Source organism: Salipiger mucosus DSM 16094, assembly GCF_000442255.1.
Classification (GTDB): Bacteria; Pseudomonadota; Alphaproteobacteria; order Rhodobacterales; family Rhodobacteraceae; genus Salipiger; species Salipiger mucosus.
This window is the reverse complement of record NZ_KE557274.1, coordinates 687,798-702,451: the sequence shown is the minus strand read 5'-3', so window position 1 is coordinate 702,451 and position 14,654 is coordinate 687,798. Positions and strand designations below refer to the sequence as shown.

At 69.1% G+C, this 14,654-nt stretch carries 16 protein-coding genes; 8 read left to right on the top strand and 8 right to left on the bottom strand.

Features of this window, described 5'->3' with window-relative positions:
* Positions 1-22: 22 nt before the first annotated feature.
* Together SALMUC_RS09400 and SALMUC_RS09395 are read right to left on the bottom strand one after the other, a co-directional pair.
* Complete coding sequence (locus SALMUC_RS09400; RefSeq protein WP_020040367.1) at positions 23-952, bottom strand: Crp/Fnr family transcriptional regulator; 930 nt, start codon at positions 950-952, stop codon at positions 23-25.
* Positions 949-1,413, bottom strand: a complete 465-nt coding sequence (locus tag SALMUC_RS09395) for a host attachment protein (RefSeq protein WP_020040366.1) — start codon at positions 1,411-1,413, stop codon at positions 949-951. The genes SALMUC_RS09400 and SALMUC_RS09395 overlap by 4 nt, the downstream gene beginning before the upstream one ends.
* Before the next feature lie 183 nt (positions 1,414-1,596).
* Here SALMUC_RS09395 and SALMUC_RS09390 point away from each other — a divergent pair, with 183 nt between their 5' ends.
* Positions 1,597-2,376 carry a Crp/Fnr family transcriptional regulator gene (locus tag SALMUC_RS09390; protein WP_020040365.1) on the top strand — a complete coding sequence of 260 codons (780 nt, stop codon included), beginning with the start codon at positions 1,597-1,599 and terminating at the stop codon, positions 2,374-2,376.
* Positions 2,377-2,385: 9 nt separating this feature from the next.
* On the opposite strand, the gene SALMUC_RS09385 is transcribed toward SALMUC_RS09390, so the two are convergent.
* The 6 genes from SALMUC_RS09385 to SALMUC_RS09360 form a co-directional block, all read right to left on the bottom strand.
* Entirely contained in the window at positions 2,386-2,961 is a 576-nt protein-coding gene (locus tag SALMUC_RS09385; protein WP_020040364.1) for a hypothetical protein, read from the bottom strand.
* A 28-nt stretch (positions 2,962-2,989) separates the two neighbouring features.
* Complete coding sequence (locus SALMUC_RS09380) at positions 2,990-3,541, bottom strand: HPF/RaiA family ribosome-associated protein (protein ID WP_020040363.1); 552 nt, start codon at positions 3,539-3,541, stop codon at positions 2,990-2,992.
* 31 nt (positions 3,542-3,572) lie between these two features.
* A complete protein-coding gene (locus SALMUC_RS09375; protein WP_020040362.1) occupies positions 3,573-3,851 on the bottom strand; it encodes a glycine zipper 2TM domain-containing protein in 279 nt (92 codons plus the stop codon).
* Positions 3,852-3,885: 34 nt separating this feature from the next.
* Entirely contained in the window at positions 3,886-4,305 is a 420-nt protein-coding gene (locus SALMUC_RS09370) for a CBS domain-containing protein (protein ID WP_020040361.1), read from the bottom strand.
* A 95-nt stretch (positions 4,306-4,400) separates the two neighbouring features.
* A complete protein-coding gene (locus SALMUC_RS09365; protein WP_020040360.1) occupies positions 4,401-4,916 on the bottom strand; it encodes a universal stress protein in 516 nt (171 codons plus the stop codon).
* 84 nt (positions 4,917-5,000) lie between these two features.
* Positions 5,001-5,918, bottom strand: a complete 918-nt coding sequence (locus SALMUC_RS09360) for a LysR substrate-binding domain-containing protein (RefSeq protein WP_020040359.1) — start codon at positions 5,916-5,918, stop codon at positions 5,001-5,003.
* Positions 5,919-6,074: 156 nt separating this feature from the next.
* Here SALMUC_RS09360 and chvE point away from each other — a divergent pair, with 156 nt between their 5' ends.
* The 7 genes from chvE (at position 6,075) to SALMUC_RS09325 (ending at position 14,609) form a co-directional block, all read left to right on the top strand.
* The gene (gene chvE / locus SALMUC_RS09355; RefSeq protein WP_020040358.1) at positions 6,075-7,127 is read left to right on the top strand and encodes a multiple monosaccharide ABC transporter substrate-binding protein; all 1,053 of its coding nucleotides are present in this window, start codon (positions 6,075-6,077) and stop codon (positions 7,125-7,127) included.
* A gap of 83 nt (positions 7,128-7,210) precedes the next feature.
* Positions 7,211-8,734, top strand: a complete 1,524-nt coding sequence (gene mmsA / locus SALMUC_RS09350; RefSeq protein ID WP_020040357.1) for a multiple monosaccharide ABC transporter ATP-binding protein — start codon at positions 7,211-7,213, stop codon at positions 8,732-8,734.
* A gap of 10 nt (positions 8,735-8,744) precedes the next feature.
* The gene (gene mmsB, locus SALMUC_RS09345) at positions 8,745-9,980 is read left to right on the top strand and encodes a multiple monosaccharide ABC transporter permease (RefSeq protein ID WP_020040356.1); all 1,236 of its coding nucleotides are present in this window, start codon (positions 8,745-8,747) and stop codon (positions 9,978-9,980) included.
* Positions 9,981-10,073: 93 nt separating this feature from the next.
* Positions 10,074-11,816 (top strand): L-arabinonate dehydratase, encoded by a 1,743-nt coding sequence (araD, locus tag SALMUC_RS09340; RefSeq protein ID WP_020040355.1) that lies wholly within the window; start codon positions 10,074-10,076, stop codon positions 11,814-11,816.
* Positions 11,816-12,745 (top strand): Gfo/Idh/MocA family protein, encoded by a 930-nt coding sequence (locus SALMUC_RS09335; protein WP_020040354.1) that lies wholly within the window; start codon positions 11,816-11,818, stop codon positions 12,743-12,745. Before araD ends, SALMUC_RS09335 begins: the two co-directional genes overlap by 1 nt.
* 3 nt (positions 12,746-12,748) lie before the next feature.
* Positions 12,749-13,753, top strand: coding sequence for an aldose epimerase family protein (locus tag SALMUC_RS09330; RefSeq protein WP_020040353.1), 1,005 nt, complete (start codon positions 12,749-12,751; stop codon positions 13,751-13,753).
* Between the two features lie 13 nt (positions 13,754-13,766).
* Positions 13,767-14,609, top strand: coding sequence for an SMP-30/gluconolactonase/LRE family protein (locus SALMUC_RS09325; RefSeq protein WP_020040352.1), 843 nt, complete (start codon positions 13,767-13,769; stop codon positions 14,607-14,609).
* The last annotated feature ends 45 nt before the right edge of the window (positions 14,610-14,654 follow it).

Sequence of the window (14,654 nt, the reverse complement as noted above, 5' to 3'; positions counted from 1 at the left end):
CGGCCGGTAGCCGGCCCGCGCCTCAGGCGTCCTGCTGCAGGTCCGGCGGCCGCCGGCCCCGGCTGTCGCGCCGCCGCACCAGCGGCGGGCGCGAGTCCCGGCTCGGACGCACCGCAACCACCCGCATCGACGGACCGGCACTGACACTAAGGGGCTCCGCCGGCGCGGCTTCCTCGCCGAGCCAGGGACGTGGCCCGACGGTATCCTCCGGGTCCATCCCGGCAAGACGCATCAGCAGCTCGAGGTCCCGGATCCGGTAGCGCTGCGGGCTGATCCGGACGACGAGATCCTTCTCGGCCAGCTGGCTCAGCGTGCGGCTGATCGATTCCACGGTGGTGTTCGACAGGTCCGCCCAGTCGCGCCGCGACAACGCGATGGTCACCACCACGCTGCCGTCCGGCTGCCGTTCGAGCGGCATGATCCGGCAGGCCTTCACCAGGAAGGCCATGATCCGCTCGCGGCTGTTGAGCAGCCCGCGCTGCCAGATCAGGTCGAGCTGCCGCTCGTGCTGGGCGCAGACCTCCAGCAGGATCGAACGGTGGAACACCCGGTCCCGGGCCAGCAGGTGCGCCACGCTCTGCGGATCGTATGAACAGATCTCGGCATCGGTGGCCGCCTCCAGCGAAAAGGCAAAGCGCTGCCCCGGCAGCCCGCCCACGAGATCGCCCGGACAGGCCAGCCCCAGCACCGTGCGATGCCCGTCCGGCCGCATGCGCTCGCGGCGCAGGTAGCCCGAGCGCAGCACACCCATGAAATGCGCGCTCTCGCCCTCGCTCTCGATCACCTCGTCGCGCCGCAGCCGCCGGATGCGCGGCGGCCGCACGTCGGCCCCGCGCGCCTCCGAGGCCGCGCGGCACAGGCTCGTCCTGCGCAGCTCGCAGTCGCCGCACTGTGCCGGCATCTCGCACAGGCCCGCCGTTGAGGCCGTCTTTCCACGCGCCGCGCCGCTCATTCCAGCGGCTCCGACATCACCAGGCGGCGCACGGTCTCGCGCAGCTCGGCCGCGGGCAGCCCCACGAGGTTCACCGGACGCTCCAGCACGACCGCCGGGCGCAGCCCGGCCGGCATCTGCTGGCGCAGGATGCCCAGCATGCCCGGCTCCGCGAGGATCGCGAGCCGCCCGAAATCCCGCGCCCGATGGTGGCCCTCGAGCATCTCCAGCGTGTCGCTGGCGAAATCCTGCATATCGCGCCGGATCGGGTCCGATCCGGGCTCCATCGCCGAGCGCCGGCCGCTGTGGTCAGAGGCAAAGCTGCGCCCCGAGCGGTCCGACAGGATGTCGCGCAGGTGCGTTGACTCGGCCTTGCTCACCAGTTCGATCGGCTCCTCGCCATCGCCGCCCTCCAGCGCGCGAAGGATGCGCGCGCGGACGCCGTTCGACACGAGCGCCCATGTCCCGCCAGTTGCCTTCATGCTCGCAATCTCCCCCCAATTGCGCTGGTCATTGGCTTTCCACCTATGCACGGAAAACGCCCGCCGGCATTGACGCTCATCAATTAATTCTGGAATATGTAAGATATTGGAGGGCGACACCACCCGCGGTCGCCCGGATCGCAGCCGGTGCGCCTCGGTCCCACATTCACGCGGAGGCGCAGTATGACGACACGCGATTCCGCTTCCGGTGGCTGCCCGTGCAGGCTGTCACAGCTCCACCAGCTGAGCGAACTGGACCCCGCCACGCTCGCCGAACTCGAGTCGCTCTGCCGCCTGCGCCGCTTCGACCATGGACAGACCGTGGTCTACGACGGCGACACGCCCGACGTGGTCGCCTGCGTCCGCAGCGGCGTGTTGCGCATGCAGAAGACGCTCTCGGACGGCCGCCAGCACATCGTCGGCCTGCTGGTCGAGGGCGACATGTTCGGCCGCGTCTTCAACGGGCCGATGCACTTCTCGATCGAGGCGGCCAGCGCGGCCGAGGTCTGCACCTTCCCGCGCGACGCCTTCGAGGCGATGATGTTCCGCGCGCCCGATCTCGAGCGCGTCGTCCTGCTGAACCTGCTCACCGAACTCGACCGCGCCCGCGACTGGATGATCCTGCTCACCAGCCACAAGATCTCGGGTCGGGTGGCCGGGTTCCTGCTGGTGCTCTGCGCGCGCTTCGCGGGCATCGACCACCTGGTGCAACTGGCGCAGACCGGCCTCGACGTGAAGATCCCGATCAGCCGCGCCGACCTCGCGCACCTGCTGGGCACGCGGCCGGAATCGCTCAGCCGCGCCTTCCACGCGCTGGCCGACGCCGGCAGCATCGAGGTGCTGAAACCCGACCTGATCCGCATCCTCGACATCGAGGCGCTGACCGAGGCGGCGGGCGACGACGATCTCGCCACCCATCCCAACCTGCGCGAACTCGTGCAGGTGCTGCAGCGCCGGACCTGAGCCCGGGCCTCACTCGCTCCAGTCGTGCACGTGAACGTCGCGGCCGGAATGGCCCTCCATGATCTTGCGGGCCAGCGCCTCGCGCTCGGGGTCCACCGTGCGCACCCAGAGCAGGATGCCGCCGTGCCGGATCTGCTCGGCATAATAGTCGCGATGGGTCCGCCCCACGCGACGGGCCAGCAGCGTGCCCACCACTGCCGCCGGCCCGCCGCCGATCGCCATGGCCGCGACCGAGGCCGCGAGCGTGCTCGCGGGCGTCAGCAGCGCCGCCATGGCGATATAGGATCCCAGGAAGAAGAAGCCGCCCGCGATGCCGCCCTCCAGCTCGCCGATGGCCTCCTCCGAGACGAAGGAGGCGCGCGGCGCCTGCGGGTCGTCCTCGAGATCGGCCGCACGCCAGAACCGCTTGCCCAGCTTTTCCTCGACCGCGGCCTCGCTGCCCAGCAGGCTGATGTCGTAGCGGCTGAAGCCCGCGATCATCAGGTCGTAGATCGCCGCCTGCAGCGTCTCGAAGCTGTCGAAGACACCCACCGCCTCGGGCACGTCGATTACGGTGGTCTTCGGCGCCGCTGTCGTTTCGGTCATGTCGCTGTCTCTCCTTCGTGGCGGTGGGTCATTCGGCCAGCGTGACGCCCGTCGCGTAGGGGCCCTTGTCGCCCTGCCGCTCGCGGAAGCGCAGGCGCGTGCCGGTCTCGACCTTCTCCCAGTCGTCCGAGGTCAGCGCGTCGCGCTGCAGGTAGACCTCGCGCCCGTCGTCGGCGCGCAGCCAGCCGTAGCCCAGCTCGGGCTCCAGCGTCGTGACCACGCCGTGCAGCACCGGCGGGTGGTGCTTGACCTCGACCGCGTCCATGACCTTCTTGCGCCGCTTGAGCCGTGTCTCCGCGGCCGAGAAGGCGCGGTTCACCGCCAGCAGCAGGTCGTCGCGGGCGCTGCCCTGCGCCACCTCGCGCGAGACCGACAGGTCGGGGCCGGGCAGGTGCAGGTGCAGCCGCACCCGCAGCACCCGGCCGTGCCGCTTGCGCTTCTGCGGCGCGTCGAGGATGACCTCGCAGCCGATCATCTCGGGTTCGATCTTCTCGAGCCCGGCGACCCTGCGGCCCACGATCTCGTTGACCGAGGGCGAGGCGTCGAGGTTGCGGCTGGTGATGACGGGCGCGGTCTGCATGGCCCTCACTCCGGATGTCGCGCCGCGGCCCTCAGGGGCAGGGCGCGCGGTAATAGGTGCCATCGCCGCGCGCGTAGGCGCACATGTCGGTCGTGCTGTTCTGCGCGACGACCGTGCCGATGGCCGCGCCGCCCAGCGCCGCGATCAGGCGCCAGTCGTCGTCGGCCTCCAGCGCCTCGGCGGTGATGAGCCCCGCCGCCGCGCCGCCGGTCACGCCCACCACGGTGCGCTGCTGCGGGGTCAGGTCGTCGCAGCCCGCCACCAGCAGCAGGCCGGCAAGGGCTAGGGGAATGGCCTTGATCGGTCTCATGGTCGAAGTCTCCGTTCTATGGTCGTGAATGGCCTCAGGGGTGATGGTCCGAGACCGCGTGCAGCAGCTCGCCCGAAAGCGCGCGCCCCACCGAATGCGACACGTCGCCGAGGCTCAGCATCCCCACCAGCCGCTTGTCGCCGTCGAGCACGGGCAGGCGGCGGATCTTCTTCTGGTCCATCAGGTGGATGGCATCCTCGACCGTCTCGTGCGTTTGGCAGTAGACGATGTCCTTCGTCATCACCTCCTCGACCCGCGTCTTGTCGGGGTTGCGCCCCTCGGCCACCACGCGCAGCGCGATGTCGCGGTCGGTGATCATGCCGATCAGCCGGTCGTCCTTGCCCACCGGCACCGCGCCGATGTCGTCCGCCTTCATCATCCGCGCCACCTCGCTCACCGGCATGTCGGCGCTCGCCCAGTCCGCTTTCGCGTGCATTGCCTCTGAAATGTCCATTGTCCGATCCTCCACCCGAACATGCTCCGAACTCTAGGCCCGCGCCCCGGCGCCTTCATTGACGGCGGTCAAGGCCGCGCGGCCGGGCAGGGGCCTCAGCGCACGATCACCACCGTGCAATGGGCATGGTGCAGCACCTTCTGCGACACGCTGCCCAGCAGCGTGCCGCGCAGCCGGCCCAGCCCGCGGCTGCCCAGCACGACCATCCCGGCCTTCTCGGCCTCGGCGACGTCGAGAACCTCGTCGGCGTAGTCGCCCGCACAGGCCCGCGTGACGATGTCCTTCGCGCCCAGCGCCTCGGCCCGCGCCCGGGCGCGGGCCAGGATCTCGTCGCCGATGGCCACGATGGCGCAGCCGACGGCGATCTCCTCCTCGGCGGTATGGGCGATGTAGCGCAGCCCGCCGGGCCCGAAGACCTCGGGCGCGTTCGCGCAGCGGGCCAGCTCCTCGATCCCGGCCAGCCGCGCCAGCTCCTGCCGCGGGCGGCCATGCAGCAGAACGTGCACGATGCAGAGCCTCAGCCCCAGCCCGGCCGAGAACTCGGCCGCGCAGTCCACCGCGCGCCCGCCCGGCTCCGAGCCGTCCGTGGCGACGACGATCGGTCCCTTCATGGTGGTGCCCCCTCCCGAACGCTCCCGGTCCTCAGGGGTATCGCGCCTGCGCCCGCGCGTCATTGCGCGCGGTCAACCTCTGCCTCAGAGCCGCGCCAGCACGCCCCGCATCAGCGTCTCGGCGGCCCGCGACAGCTGCTGGCTGCGGTGCCGGATCAGGAAATAGGGCGCCACCGTCATCGGCACGGCAAGGTCGAGCACCCTCAGGTCCGCCGAAAGCGGCGGCTGCGTCAGCAGCCCGGCCACCTCGGCGCTCACCGGGGCCACGGTGTCGGATTCGCGCAGCAGCGAGAGCACCACCAGCATCGACGAGCTGTTGGTGATGTTCGACGGCGGCCGGATGCCCGCCTCCGCAAAGGCCGTCTCCACCGCCTGCCGGATCGGCGAGCCGCGCTCCTGGATAACCCAGCCGAACTCGGTCAGCGCCTCCAGCGTCAGCCCCTTGGCCCCGGCCAGCGGATGCCGCGCATGCACCAGAAGCGAGATCACCTCGGACCGCGCCGGCAGCAGCTGGAAGTCGCGGCTGTCGTAGTCCGGCGGCAGCCGCGCGATCACGAAGTCGAAGCGCCGCGCCTCCAGTCCCCGCACCAGATCGACCGAGGGGCCGACGGCGAAGGTCGGCTCGATCTTGGGCGAGGCGCGCTTCACCTCCAGCAGCGCGGGCACGAGGCACTTGATCGCCGGCCCCGTGACCGAGCCCACGCGCACCTCGCCCGCCTGTCCCATGTTGATGCCGCCCACCTCCGATTCGAGGCTGTCCAGCGCGTTGAGCACCGAGCGCGCGTGCTTGACGAAGGCGGTGCCCGCCTGCGTCGGCTCCATGCCCTTGGGGTGGCGGATGAAGAGCTGGGCCCCGCTGTCCGCCTCGATGTCCGTCAGGATGCGCGAGGCGGCCGGCTGCGACATCGCCAGCGCCGAGGCCGCGACCTGCAGTTTTCCGGTATCCGCGATGCGAACGATGAGGCGCAGGTGATGCGGCTTGAGCCGGCGAAGGAAGTCCATGCGGCCGGGTATAACACGAATGATATGGAAATCAGCCCCAATCGCATTTGAACGGCATGTCATTCCGCGATACCGCATAGGGACGGGCCATCGGTCCGATGACTGAGAAGGCGCCGCCGGGAGGATGAAGGCAGGCGCCACAACGGGAGGAAAGACATGAACGTGAAGGCCATTCTGGCCTCGGCCGCTGCGGTCGTGGCCCTGGGAACGGGTGCGCTCGCGCAGACCGTGGGCATCGCGATGCCGACCAAGTCCTCGGCGCGCTGGATCTCGGACGGCGAGTCCATGGTGAAGCAGTTCGAGGAAGCCGGTTTCGACACCGACCTGCAGTATGCCGAGGATGACATTCCCAACCAGCTCGCCCAGATCGAGAACATGATCACCAAGGGCGTCGACGCGCTGGTGATCGCCGCCATCGACGGCACCACGCTGTCGAACGCGCTGGAAAACGCCTACTACGCGGATATCCCGGTCATCGCCTACGACCGCCTCATCCGCGACAGCGAGCACGTCGACTATTACGCCACCTTCGACAACTTCAAGGTGGGCGTGCAGCAGGCGGAATCGCTGGTGCAGGGCCTCGAGGAGCGCTTCCCCGACACCGAAACCTGGAACGTCGAGCTCTTCGGCGGCAGCCCCGACGACAACAACGCCTACTTCTTCTACGACGGCGCGATGTCCGTGCTCGACCCGATGATCGAGGCGGGCGACATCAACGTCGTCTCCGGCCAGCGCGGCATGGACACCGTCGGCACGCTGCGCTGGGATGGCGCGGTCGCGCAGGCGCGCATGGATAACCTGCTCTCGGCCCACTATACCGACAAGCAGGTGCACGGCGTGCTCTCGCCCTACGATGGCCTGTCCATCGGCATCCTGTCCTCGCTCAAGGGCGTCGGCTACGGCTCGGGCGACCAGCCCATGCCCATCGTGACCGGCCAGGACGCCGAGCTGCCCTCGGTCAAGTCCATCCTCGCGGGCGAGCAGTACTCGACCATCTTCAAGGACACCCGCGAACTCGCGCGCGTGACCGTGGGCATGGTCGAGGCGGTCCTCGGCGGCGGAGAGCCCGAGATCAACGACACCGAGACCTACGACAACGGCGTCAAGGTGGTCCCCTCCTACCTGCTCGAGCCGCTTCCGGTGGATGCCTCGAACTGGGAAGAGCGCCTGATCGAGACGGGCTACTACGACCGCGAAGAGGTCGAGTGATCCCTCCCATCGCTTGACCGGGGCCCCGCCCGCGCCACCACGCGCGGCGCGGGCGGCGGCCTCCCACTTCAACAGGAGCCACCATGCAGACGCTGCTGGAGATGCGCGACATCACCAAGACCTTTCCGGGGGTGAAGGCGCTCGACACGGTCAACCTCTCGGTGCGCCAGGGCGAGATCCACGCCATCGTGGGCGAGAACGGCGCCGGGAAATCGACCCTCATGAAGGTGCTCTCGGGGGTCTATCCCGCCGGGGATTACGAGGGCCAGATCTATTACGACGGCGACATCGCCGAGTTCCGCGACATCTCGGAAAGCGAGGCGCGCGGCATCATCATCATCCACCAGGAGCTTGCGCTGGTGCCGCTGCTCTCGATCGCCGAGAACCTCTTTCTCGGCAACGAGGTCGCCAGCAAGGGCGTCATGCAATGGCAGGAAACCTTCCAGCGCACCGAGGGGCTGCTGCGCAAGGTGGGCCTGCGCGAAAGCCCCGGCACGCTGGTCGACAGCCTCGGCGTCGGCAAGCAGCAGCTGGTCGAGATCGCCAAGGCGCTGTCGAAAGAGGTCCGCCTGCTCATCCTCGACGAGCCCACGGCGGCGCTGTCGGAAAGCGACAGCCAGGCGCTTCTGGACCTGATCCTCGAGCTCAAGGCGCAGGGCGTCACCTCGATCATCATCAGCCACAAGCTCAACGAGGTGCGCCGCGTCGCCGACACGGTCACGGTGATCCGCGACGGCACCACCGTCTCGACCATCGACGCCCGCGCCGAGCCGGTGACCGAGGACCGCATCGTGCGCGACATGGTCGGCCGCGACATGGCCCACCGCTACCCCGACCGCCAGCGGCGCGCGGGCGAGATGCTCATGGAGATCAAGGACTGGAACGTCTGGCATCCCGAGCACGCCGAGCGGCAGGTCATCACCGACGTGAACCTCTCGGTCCGCGCGGGCGAGGTCGTGGGCATCGCGGGCCTCATGGGCGCCGGGCGCACCGAGCTTGCCATGAGCGTCTTCGGCCGCTCCTACGGGCGCAACATCTCGGGCACCGTCGAGATGCACGGCAAACCCGTCGACACCTCGAGCGTGACCAAGGCCATCGAGGCGGGCCTCGCCTATGTCACCGAGGACCGCAAGTCGCTGGGCCTCATCCTCGAGGAGACGATCCGCAAGAACGTCTCGCTCGCCAACCTCGAGGGCGTGTCGTCCAACGGCGTGCTCGACGAGAACCGCGAGACCGAGGTGGCCGAGAAATACCGCAAGGCCATGAACATCCGCACGCCGGGCGTCTTCCAGAAGGTGATGAACCTCTCGGGCGGCAACCAGCAGAAGGTGGTGCTGTCCAAGTGGCTCTTCTCGGGCCCCGAGGTGCTGATCCTCGACGAGCCGACCCGCGGCATCGACGTGGGCGCCAAGTTCGAGATCTACGGCATCATCAACGAGCTCAGCGCCGAGGGGAAGGGCGTGGTGATGATCTCGTCCGAGATGCCCGAGCTTCTGGGCATGTGCGACCGCATCTACGTGATGAACGAGGGCGCCTTCGTGGGCGAGCTGACGGCCGAGGAGGCCAGCCAGGAACGCATCATGTCGCTCATCGTGACCGACGAATAGGAGACCGGCCATGTCAGTTGCCGAACAAACCGGCGAGAGCACCCCGCGCAAGAGCGTGACGGAATACCTCGCCAGCCACCTGCGCGAATACGGCCTGCTCTTCGCGCTCATCGCGATCATGGTCTTCTTCCAGATCGTCACCGACGGCACGCTGCTGCGCGCCATCAACGTCACCAACCTGCTGCTGCAGAACAGCTACATCGTCATCATGGCGCTGGGGATGCTGGTGGTGATCGTCTCGGGCAACATCGACCTCTCGGTCGGCTCGGTCATGGGCTTCATCGGCGCGCTCGCCGCCGTGATGATCGTCCAGTGGGAGCAGTCCGTGCCCGTCACCGCGCTGGCCTGCATCGTGGCCGGCGGGCTGATCGGCGCCGCGCAGGGCTACTGGGTCGCCTACTGGAAGATCCCGTCGTTCATCGTGACGCTGGCGGGCATGCTCGTGTTCCGGGGTCTCTCGCTCTGGCTGCTCGAGGGCCAGTCCGTCGGACCCTTCCCGCGCGAATTCCAGATGATCGCCAACGGCTTCGTGCCCGACATCTTCCCCGAGGGCTTCGGCCAGGCGCTCGCGGGGATCTTCGGCGCGCGCAACATCAACGTGCTGGCGCTCGGCACCGGCATCATCTCCGCCGCCGCCATCGTCTGGCTCGGCCTGCGGGCGCGGGCGCGCAACAAGGCCTACGGCATCGAGGACGAGCCCCGCAGCTTCTTCGTGGCGCGCAACGTCATCGTCTCGGCGGCGCTGGTCTTCATCCTCTACAAGCTCTCGGCCTTCCGCGGGCTGCCCAACGTGCTCATCACCATGGGCGTGCTGACCATCATCTACGCCTTCATCACGGAAAACACCGTCCTCGGCCGGCGCATCTACGCGCTCGGGGGCAACGCCAAGGCCGCCAAGCTCTCGGGCATCAAGACCGAGCGGCTGACCTTCCTCGCCTTCGTGAACATGGGCATCCTCGCCGCCGTGGCGGGCATGGTCTTCGCCGCGCGCCTCAACACCGCGACGCCCAAGGCGGGCTTCGCGCTGGAACTCGACGTGATCGCGGCGGTCTTCATCGGCGGCGCCTCCATGTCGGGCGGCGTGGGCAAGATCGTCGGCGCCGTGGTCGGCGCCTTCCTGATGGGCGTGCTCAACAACGGCATGTCGATCATGGGCATCGGTATCGACTACCAGCAGATGATCAAGGGGCTGGTGCTGCTCGCCGCCGTGATCTTCGACGTCTACAACAAGAACAAGCAGGGCTGAGCCCGGGGCAGGGCGCGCCATCCCGGCGCGCCCCCGCCGCCCGGCCTCGGCAGGGGCGTGCCGACACGCGCCGCAGGAAAGGACACACCAGGAATGAGTTTCAAACCCGCTCAGTGGCCCCGCAAGCTTCGCAGCCAGGAATGGTACGGCGGCACCTCGCGCGACGCGATCTATCACCGCGGCTGGCTGCGCAACCAGGGCTACCCCGACGATCTCTTCGACGGCCGCCCGATCATCGGCATCCTCAACACCTGGTCCGACCTCACCCCCTGCAACGGCCACCTGCGCGAGCTGGCCGAAAAGGTGAAGGCCGGCGTCTGGGAGGCCGGCGGCTTCCCGGTCGAGGTGCCGGTCTTCTCGGCCTCGGAAAACACCTTCCGCCCCTCGGCCATGATGTTCCGCAACCTCGCCGCGCTCTCGATCGAGGAGCAGATCCGCGGCCAGCCGATCGACGGCTGCGTGCTCATGGTGGGCTGCGACAAGACCACGCCCTCGCTGCTCATGGCGGCGGCCTCCTGCGATCTGCCCTCCATCGTCGTGACCGGCGGGCCCATGCTCAACGGCTGGTTCCAGGGCGAGCGCGTCGGCGCCGGCACCCACCTCTGGCGCTTCTCCGAGGCGGTGAAGGCCGGCGAGATGACGCAGGAGGAATTCGTCGAGGCCGAGGCCGCCGTCACCCGCTCCTCGGGCACCTGCAACACCATGGGCACGGCCTCGACCATGGCCAGCATGGCCGAGGCGCTGGGGATGGCGCTCTCGGGCAACGCGGCGATCCCCGCGGTGGACAGCCGCCGCCGCGTCATGGCGCAGCTCACCGGGCGGCGCATCGTCCAGATGGTCAAGGACGACCTCAAGCCCTCGGACATCATGACCAGGGACGCCTTCGAGAACGCCATCCGCACCAACGGCGCCATCGGCGGCTCGACCAACGCGGTCATTCACCTGCTGGCCGTCGCGGGCCGGGTGGGGCTCGACCTCGATCTCGACGACTGGGACAGGCTCGGCCGCGACGTCGCCACCATCGTCAACCTGCAGCCCTCGGGCGAATACCTCATGGAGGAATTCTTCTACGCCGGCGGCTTGCCGGTGGTGCTCAAGCGGCTGGGCGAGGCGGGGCTTCTGAACCGCGACGCGCTCACCGTCTCGGGCGGCGCGATCTGGGACGAGGTCAAGGATTCGGTCAACTGGAACGAGGATGTCATCCTGCCCGTCGAGAAGGCGCTGACCGACCAGGGCGGCATCGCCGTGCTGCGCGGCAACCTCGCCCCCGACGGCGCGGTCCTGAAACCCTCGGCCGCCTCCAGGCACCTGCTGCAGCACCGCGGCCGCGCCGTGGTCTTCGAGGACATCGACGACTACAAGGCCAAGATCGCCGACGACGATCTCGACATCGACGAAACCTGCATCATGGTGCTCAAGAACTGCGGCCCGCGCGGCTACCCGGGCATGGCCGAGGTCGGCAACATGGGCCTGCCGCCCAAGGTGCTGAAGAAGGGCATCACCGACATGATCCGCGTCTCCGACGCGCGCATGTCCGGCACTGCCTACGGCACCGTGATCCTGCACACCTCGCCCGAGGCCGCCGTCGGCGGGCCGCTCGCGGTGGTGCGCACCGGCGACATGATCGACGTCGACGTGCCCGCCCGCAAGCTGCACCTCGACATCTCCGAGGAGGAGCTGACCCAGCGGCTCGAGGCATGGGCCCCCACGCACGAGCGCGCCGAAAGCGGCTACCTCTGGCTGCACCAGACCCACGTGCAGGGCGCGGACACCGGCGCGGACCTCGATTTCCTCAAGGGCTGCCGCGGCGCCCCGGTCGGAAAGGATTCGCATTGATGCTCGTCGCACTCGTCGGAATCGGAAAGATCGCGCTCGACCAGCACGTGCCGGCCATCGCGGGCTCGCCCGACTGGGAGCTTGCCGCCACCGTCTCGCGCCACGGCTCGGTCGAGGGGGTCGAGGCCTGGGACGATTTCACCGCCATGCTCGAGGCGCGCCCCGACATCCGCGTCGTCTCGCTCTGCCTGCCGCCGGTGCCGCGCTTCGCCTACGCGGCCGAGGCGATCCGCGCCGGGCGCCACGTCATGCTGGAAAAGCCGCCCGGCGCCACGCTCTCGGAATGCCACGCGCTGCAGGACATGGCCCGCGAGATGCGCGTCTCGCTCTTCGCCACATGGCACTCGCGCGAGGCCGACAAGGTCGACGCGGCCCGCGGCTGGCTCTCGGACAAGACCCTGCGCCGGCTCACCGTCACCTGGAAGGAGGACGTGCGCCGCTGGCACCCCGGCCAGGCCTGGATCTGGGAGCCGGGCGGCCTCGGCGTCTTCGACCCGGGCATCAACGCGCTTTCGATCGTGACCAAGATCCTGCCGAAGCCCATCCACCTTTCCGGCGCGGTGCTGAAGTTCCCCGAGAACCGCCAGACCCCCATCGCCGCCGACCTCGCCTTCGCCCACCCGGACGGGGCCGAGGTCACCGCCGACTTCGACTGGCGCCAGGAGGGCGACCAGATCTGGACCATCGAGGCCGAGACCGAGGCCGGCACGCTGGTCCTGTCGGACGGCGGCGCGCGCATGACCGTCGACGGCGCCGAGGCCGGCACCGAAGAGGACGCCCCCCTCTCGGGCGAATACCCGCGCCTCTACGCGGCCATGGCGCGACTCGTCCGCGACGGCGCCAGCGACGTCGACCTCGCGCCGATGCGCCACGTCGCCGATGCCTTCACCTTGGGCAGACGCGAGATTGTCGCACCCTTCGAGGAGTAGACCATGACCTCATACGGACGTGTCGAGCACTTCGGCACCGACCTGTACGGAGACCCCGTACATCTCGTACGGTTGCGCGGCGGCGGCACCGAGGCCGCGGTCATGACATGGGGCGCGAGCCTGCAGGACCTGCGCCGCGACGGAGTGCCCCATTCGCTGGTGCTCGGCAGCCCCGATTTCGAGGCCTACCTCGGCCCGATGACCCATTTCGGCGCCATCGCGGGCCCCGTCGCGAACCGCATCGCCGGCGGCCGCGCCCCCCTCGACGGGCGGGTGCTGGAGCTCGAGCGCAACGAGAACGGCCGCACCACGCTGCACGGCGGCAGCCGCGGCACCAGCCGCTCGAACTGGGTGCTCGAGGGGCACGACGGGCACAGCTGCCGCATGTCGATCCGGGTCGCGGACGGCACCTGCGGCTTCCCCGGAAACCTCGATCTGTCAGTCACTTACAGCCTCGACAGCGTGGGGGCCCTCTGGGTCGAGATCGAGGGCCATACCGACGCGCCGGGCTTCTGCAGTCCCGCGCATCACGCCTACTGGACCCTCGACGGGCGCGAGGACATTTCCGAGCATCTGCTCACCGTGGCGGCCGACAGCTACCTGCCGGTGGACGCCGACAAGATCCCGCTCGACCCCGCTCCGGTGGCGGGCACCCGCTTCGATTTCCGCACGCCGCGCGCGATCACCGCGCCGGGCGAGGAAGGGCTCGACCACAACTTCTGCCTGCGCGAGACCGAGGGGCTCCACCCCGTCTGCACCCTCACCGCCGGCGGATTGCAACTGGACGTGACCAGTACGGAACCGGGCCTTCAGGTGTACGACGCCGGGGCCATGTCGACCGCGCCCCGTACGGGACACGGCGGACTCCCGTACGGACCGCTCGCGGGCGTCGCCCTGGAGCCCCAACGCTGGCCCGATGCCCCCAACAGGTCAGGATTCCCTCCAGTTGTGTTGCGCCCCGGTGAGACCTACTTTCAGAGGAGTCGTTTCTACATTCACGAGTATTGACGGGGGACACACAATGAACGTGTTCGACGACCGGTCCTGCGGCCTGGGCGAAGGTCCGCTCTGGCACCCCGAGCGGCAACAGCTTTTCTGGTTCGACATCGTGGGAAAGCGCCTGATGACGCGCGACTCCGAAGGGCCAAAGTCATGGGAATTCAATGACATGGTCTCGGCCGCGGGCTGGGTCGATGCCGAGACGCTGCTGATCGCCTCGGAAAAGGCGCTGCTGCGGTTCGACATCGCCAGCGGCGAGAGCGAGCCGGTGAGCCTGGTCGAACACGACAAGGCCGGAACCCGCTCCAACGACGGCCGCGCCGACCCGCACGGCGGATTCTGGATCGGCACCATGGGCAAGCGCGCCCAGCCCGGCGCCGGCGCGATCTACCGATTCTACGGCGGGCACGTCGACAGGCTCTATTCCGACGTCACCGTGTCCAACGCCATCTGCTTCGCCCCGGACGGCCGCACCGCCTATTTCGCGGACACCGCCGTCATGAAGATCATGCGCCAGCCGCTCGACGCCGAGGGCTGGCCCAAGGGCAAACCCGAGGTCTTCGTCGACCTTTCGAAAGCGGGGCTGCGGCCCGACGGCGCGGTGGTCGACGCGGAAGGCGCGCTCTGGAACGCCCAGTACGGCGCCGGCCGCGTGGCGCGCTACCTGCCGGACGGAAGCTTCGACCGCGAGATCGCCATTGATGCCAGCCTGACCACCTGTCCGGCCTTCGGCGGCCCGGACTTCGCCACGCTCTACGTCACCACCGCGCGACAGGGGCTGAAGTCTCCGAGCAAGGGCGACGGCGCGGTCTATGACGGCCCTGCGGGCGTCGCGGGGCGGCCCGAGCCCCGCGTGAAACTCTGAGCATCGGGGGCAGGGCAACGCCAACGGGCGCTTGAGAGATCGCGG

Coding starts and splice junctions, on each gene's coding strand:
- SALMUC_RS09400 (WP_020040367.1), bottom strand. CDS start 952: ATGAGCGGCGCGGCGCGTGGAAAGACGGCCTCAACGGCGGGCCTGTGC.
- SALMUC_RS09395 (WP_020040366.1), bottom strand. CDS start 1,413: ATGAAGGCAACTGGCGGGACATGGGCGCTCGTGTCGAACGGCGTCCGC.
- SALMUC_RS09390 (WP_020040365.1), top strand. CDS start 1,597: ATGACGACACGCGATTCCGCTTCCGGTGGCTGCCCGTGCAGGCTGTCA.
- SALMUC_RS09385 (WP_020040364.1), bottom strand. CDS start 2,961: ATGACCGAAACGACAGCGGCGCCGAAGACCACCGTAATCGACGTGCCC.
- SALMUC_RS09380 (WP_020040363.1), bottom strand. CDS start 3,541: ATGCAGACCGCGCCCGTCATCACCAGCCGCAACCTCGACGCCTCGCCC.
- SALMUC_RS09375 (WP_020040362.1), bottom strand. CDS start 3,851: ATGAGACCGATCAAGGCCATTCCCCTAGCCCTTGCCGGCCTGCTGCTG.
- SALMUC_RS09370 (WP_020040361.1), bottom strand. CDS start 4,305: ATGGACATTTCAGAGGCAATGCACGCGAAAGCGGACTGGGCGAGCGCC.
- SALMUC_RS09365 (WP_020040360.1), bottom strand. CDS start 4,916: ATGAAGGGACCGATCGTCGTCGCCACGGACGGCTCGGAGCCGGGCGGG.
- SALMUC_RS09360 (WP_020040359.1), bottom strand. CDS start 5,918: ATGGACTTCCTTCGCCGGCTCAAGCCGCATCACCTGCGCCTCATCGTT.
- chvE (WP_020040358.1), top strand. CDS start 6,075: ATGAACGTGAAGGCCATTCTGGCCTCGGCCGCTGCGGTCGTGGCCCTG.
- mmsA (WP_020040357.1), top strand. CDS start 7,211: ATGCAGACGCTGCTGGAGATGCGCGACATCACCAAGACCTTTCCGGGG.
- mmsB (WP_020040356.1), top strand. CDS start 8,745: ATGTCAGTTGCCGAACAAACCGGCGAGAGCACCCCGCGCAAGAGCGTG.
- araD (WP_020040355.1), top strand. CDS start 10,074: ATGAGTTTCAAACCCGCTCAGTGGCCCCGCAAGCTTCGCAGCCAGGAA.
- SALMUC_RS09335 (WP_020040354.1), top strand. CDS start 11,816: ATGCTCGTCGCACTCGTCGGAATCGGAAAGATCGCGCTCGACCAGCAC.
- SALMUC_RS09330 (WP_020040353.1), top strand. CDS start 12,749: ATGACCTCATACGGACGTGTCGAGCACTTCGGCACCGACCTGTACGGA.
- SALMUC_RS09325 (WP_020040352.1), top strand. CDS start 13,767: ATGAACGTGTTCGACGACCGGTCCTGCGGCCTGGGCGAAGGTCCGCTC.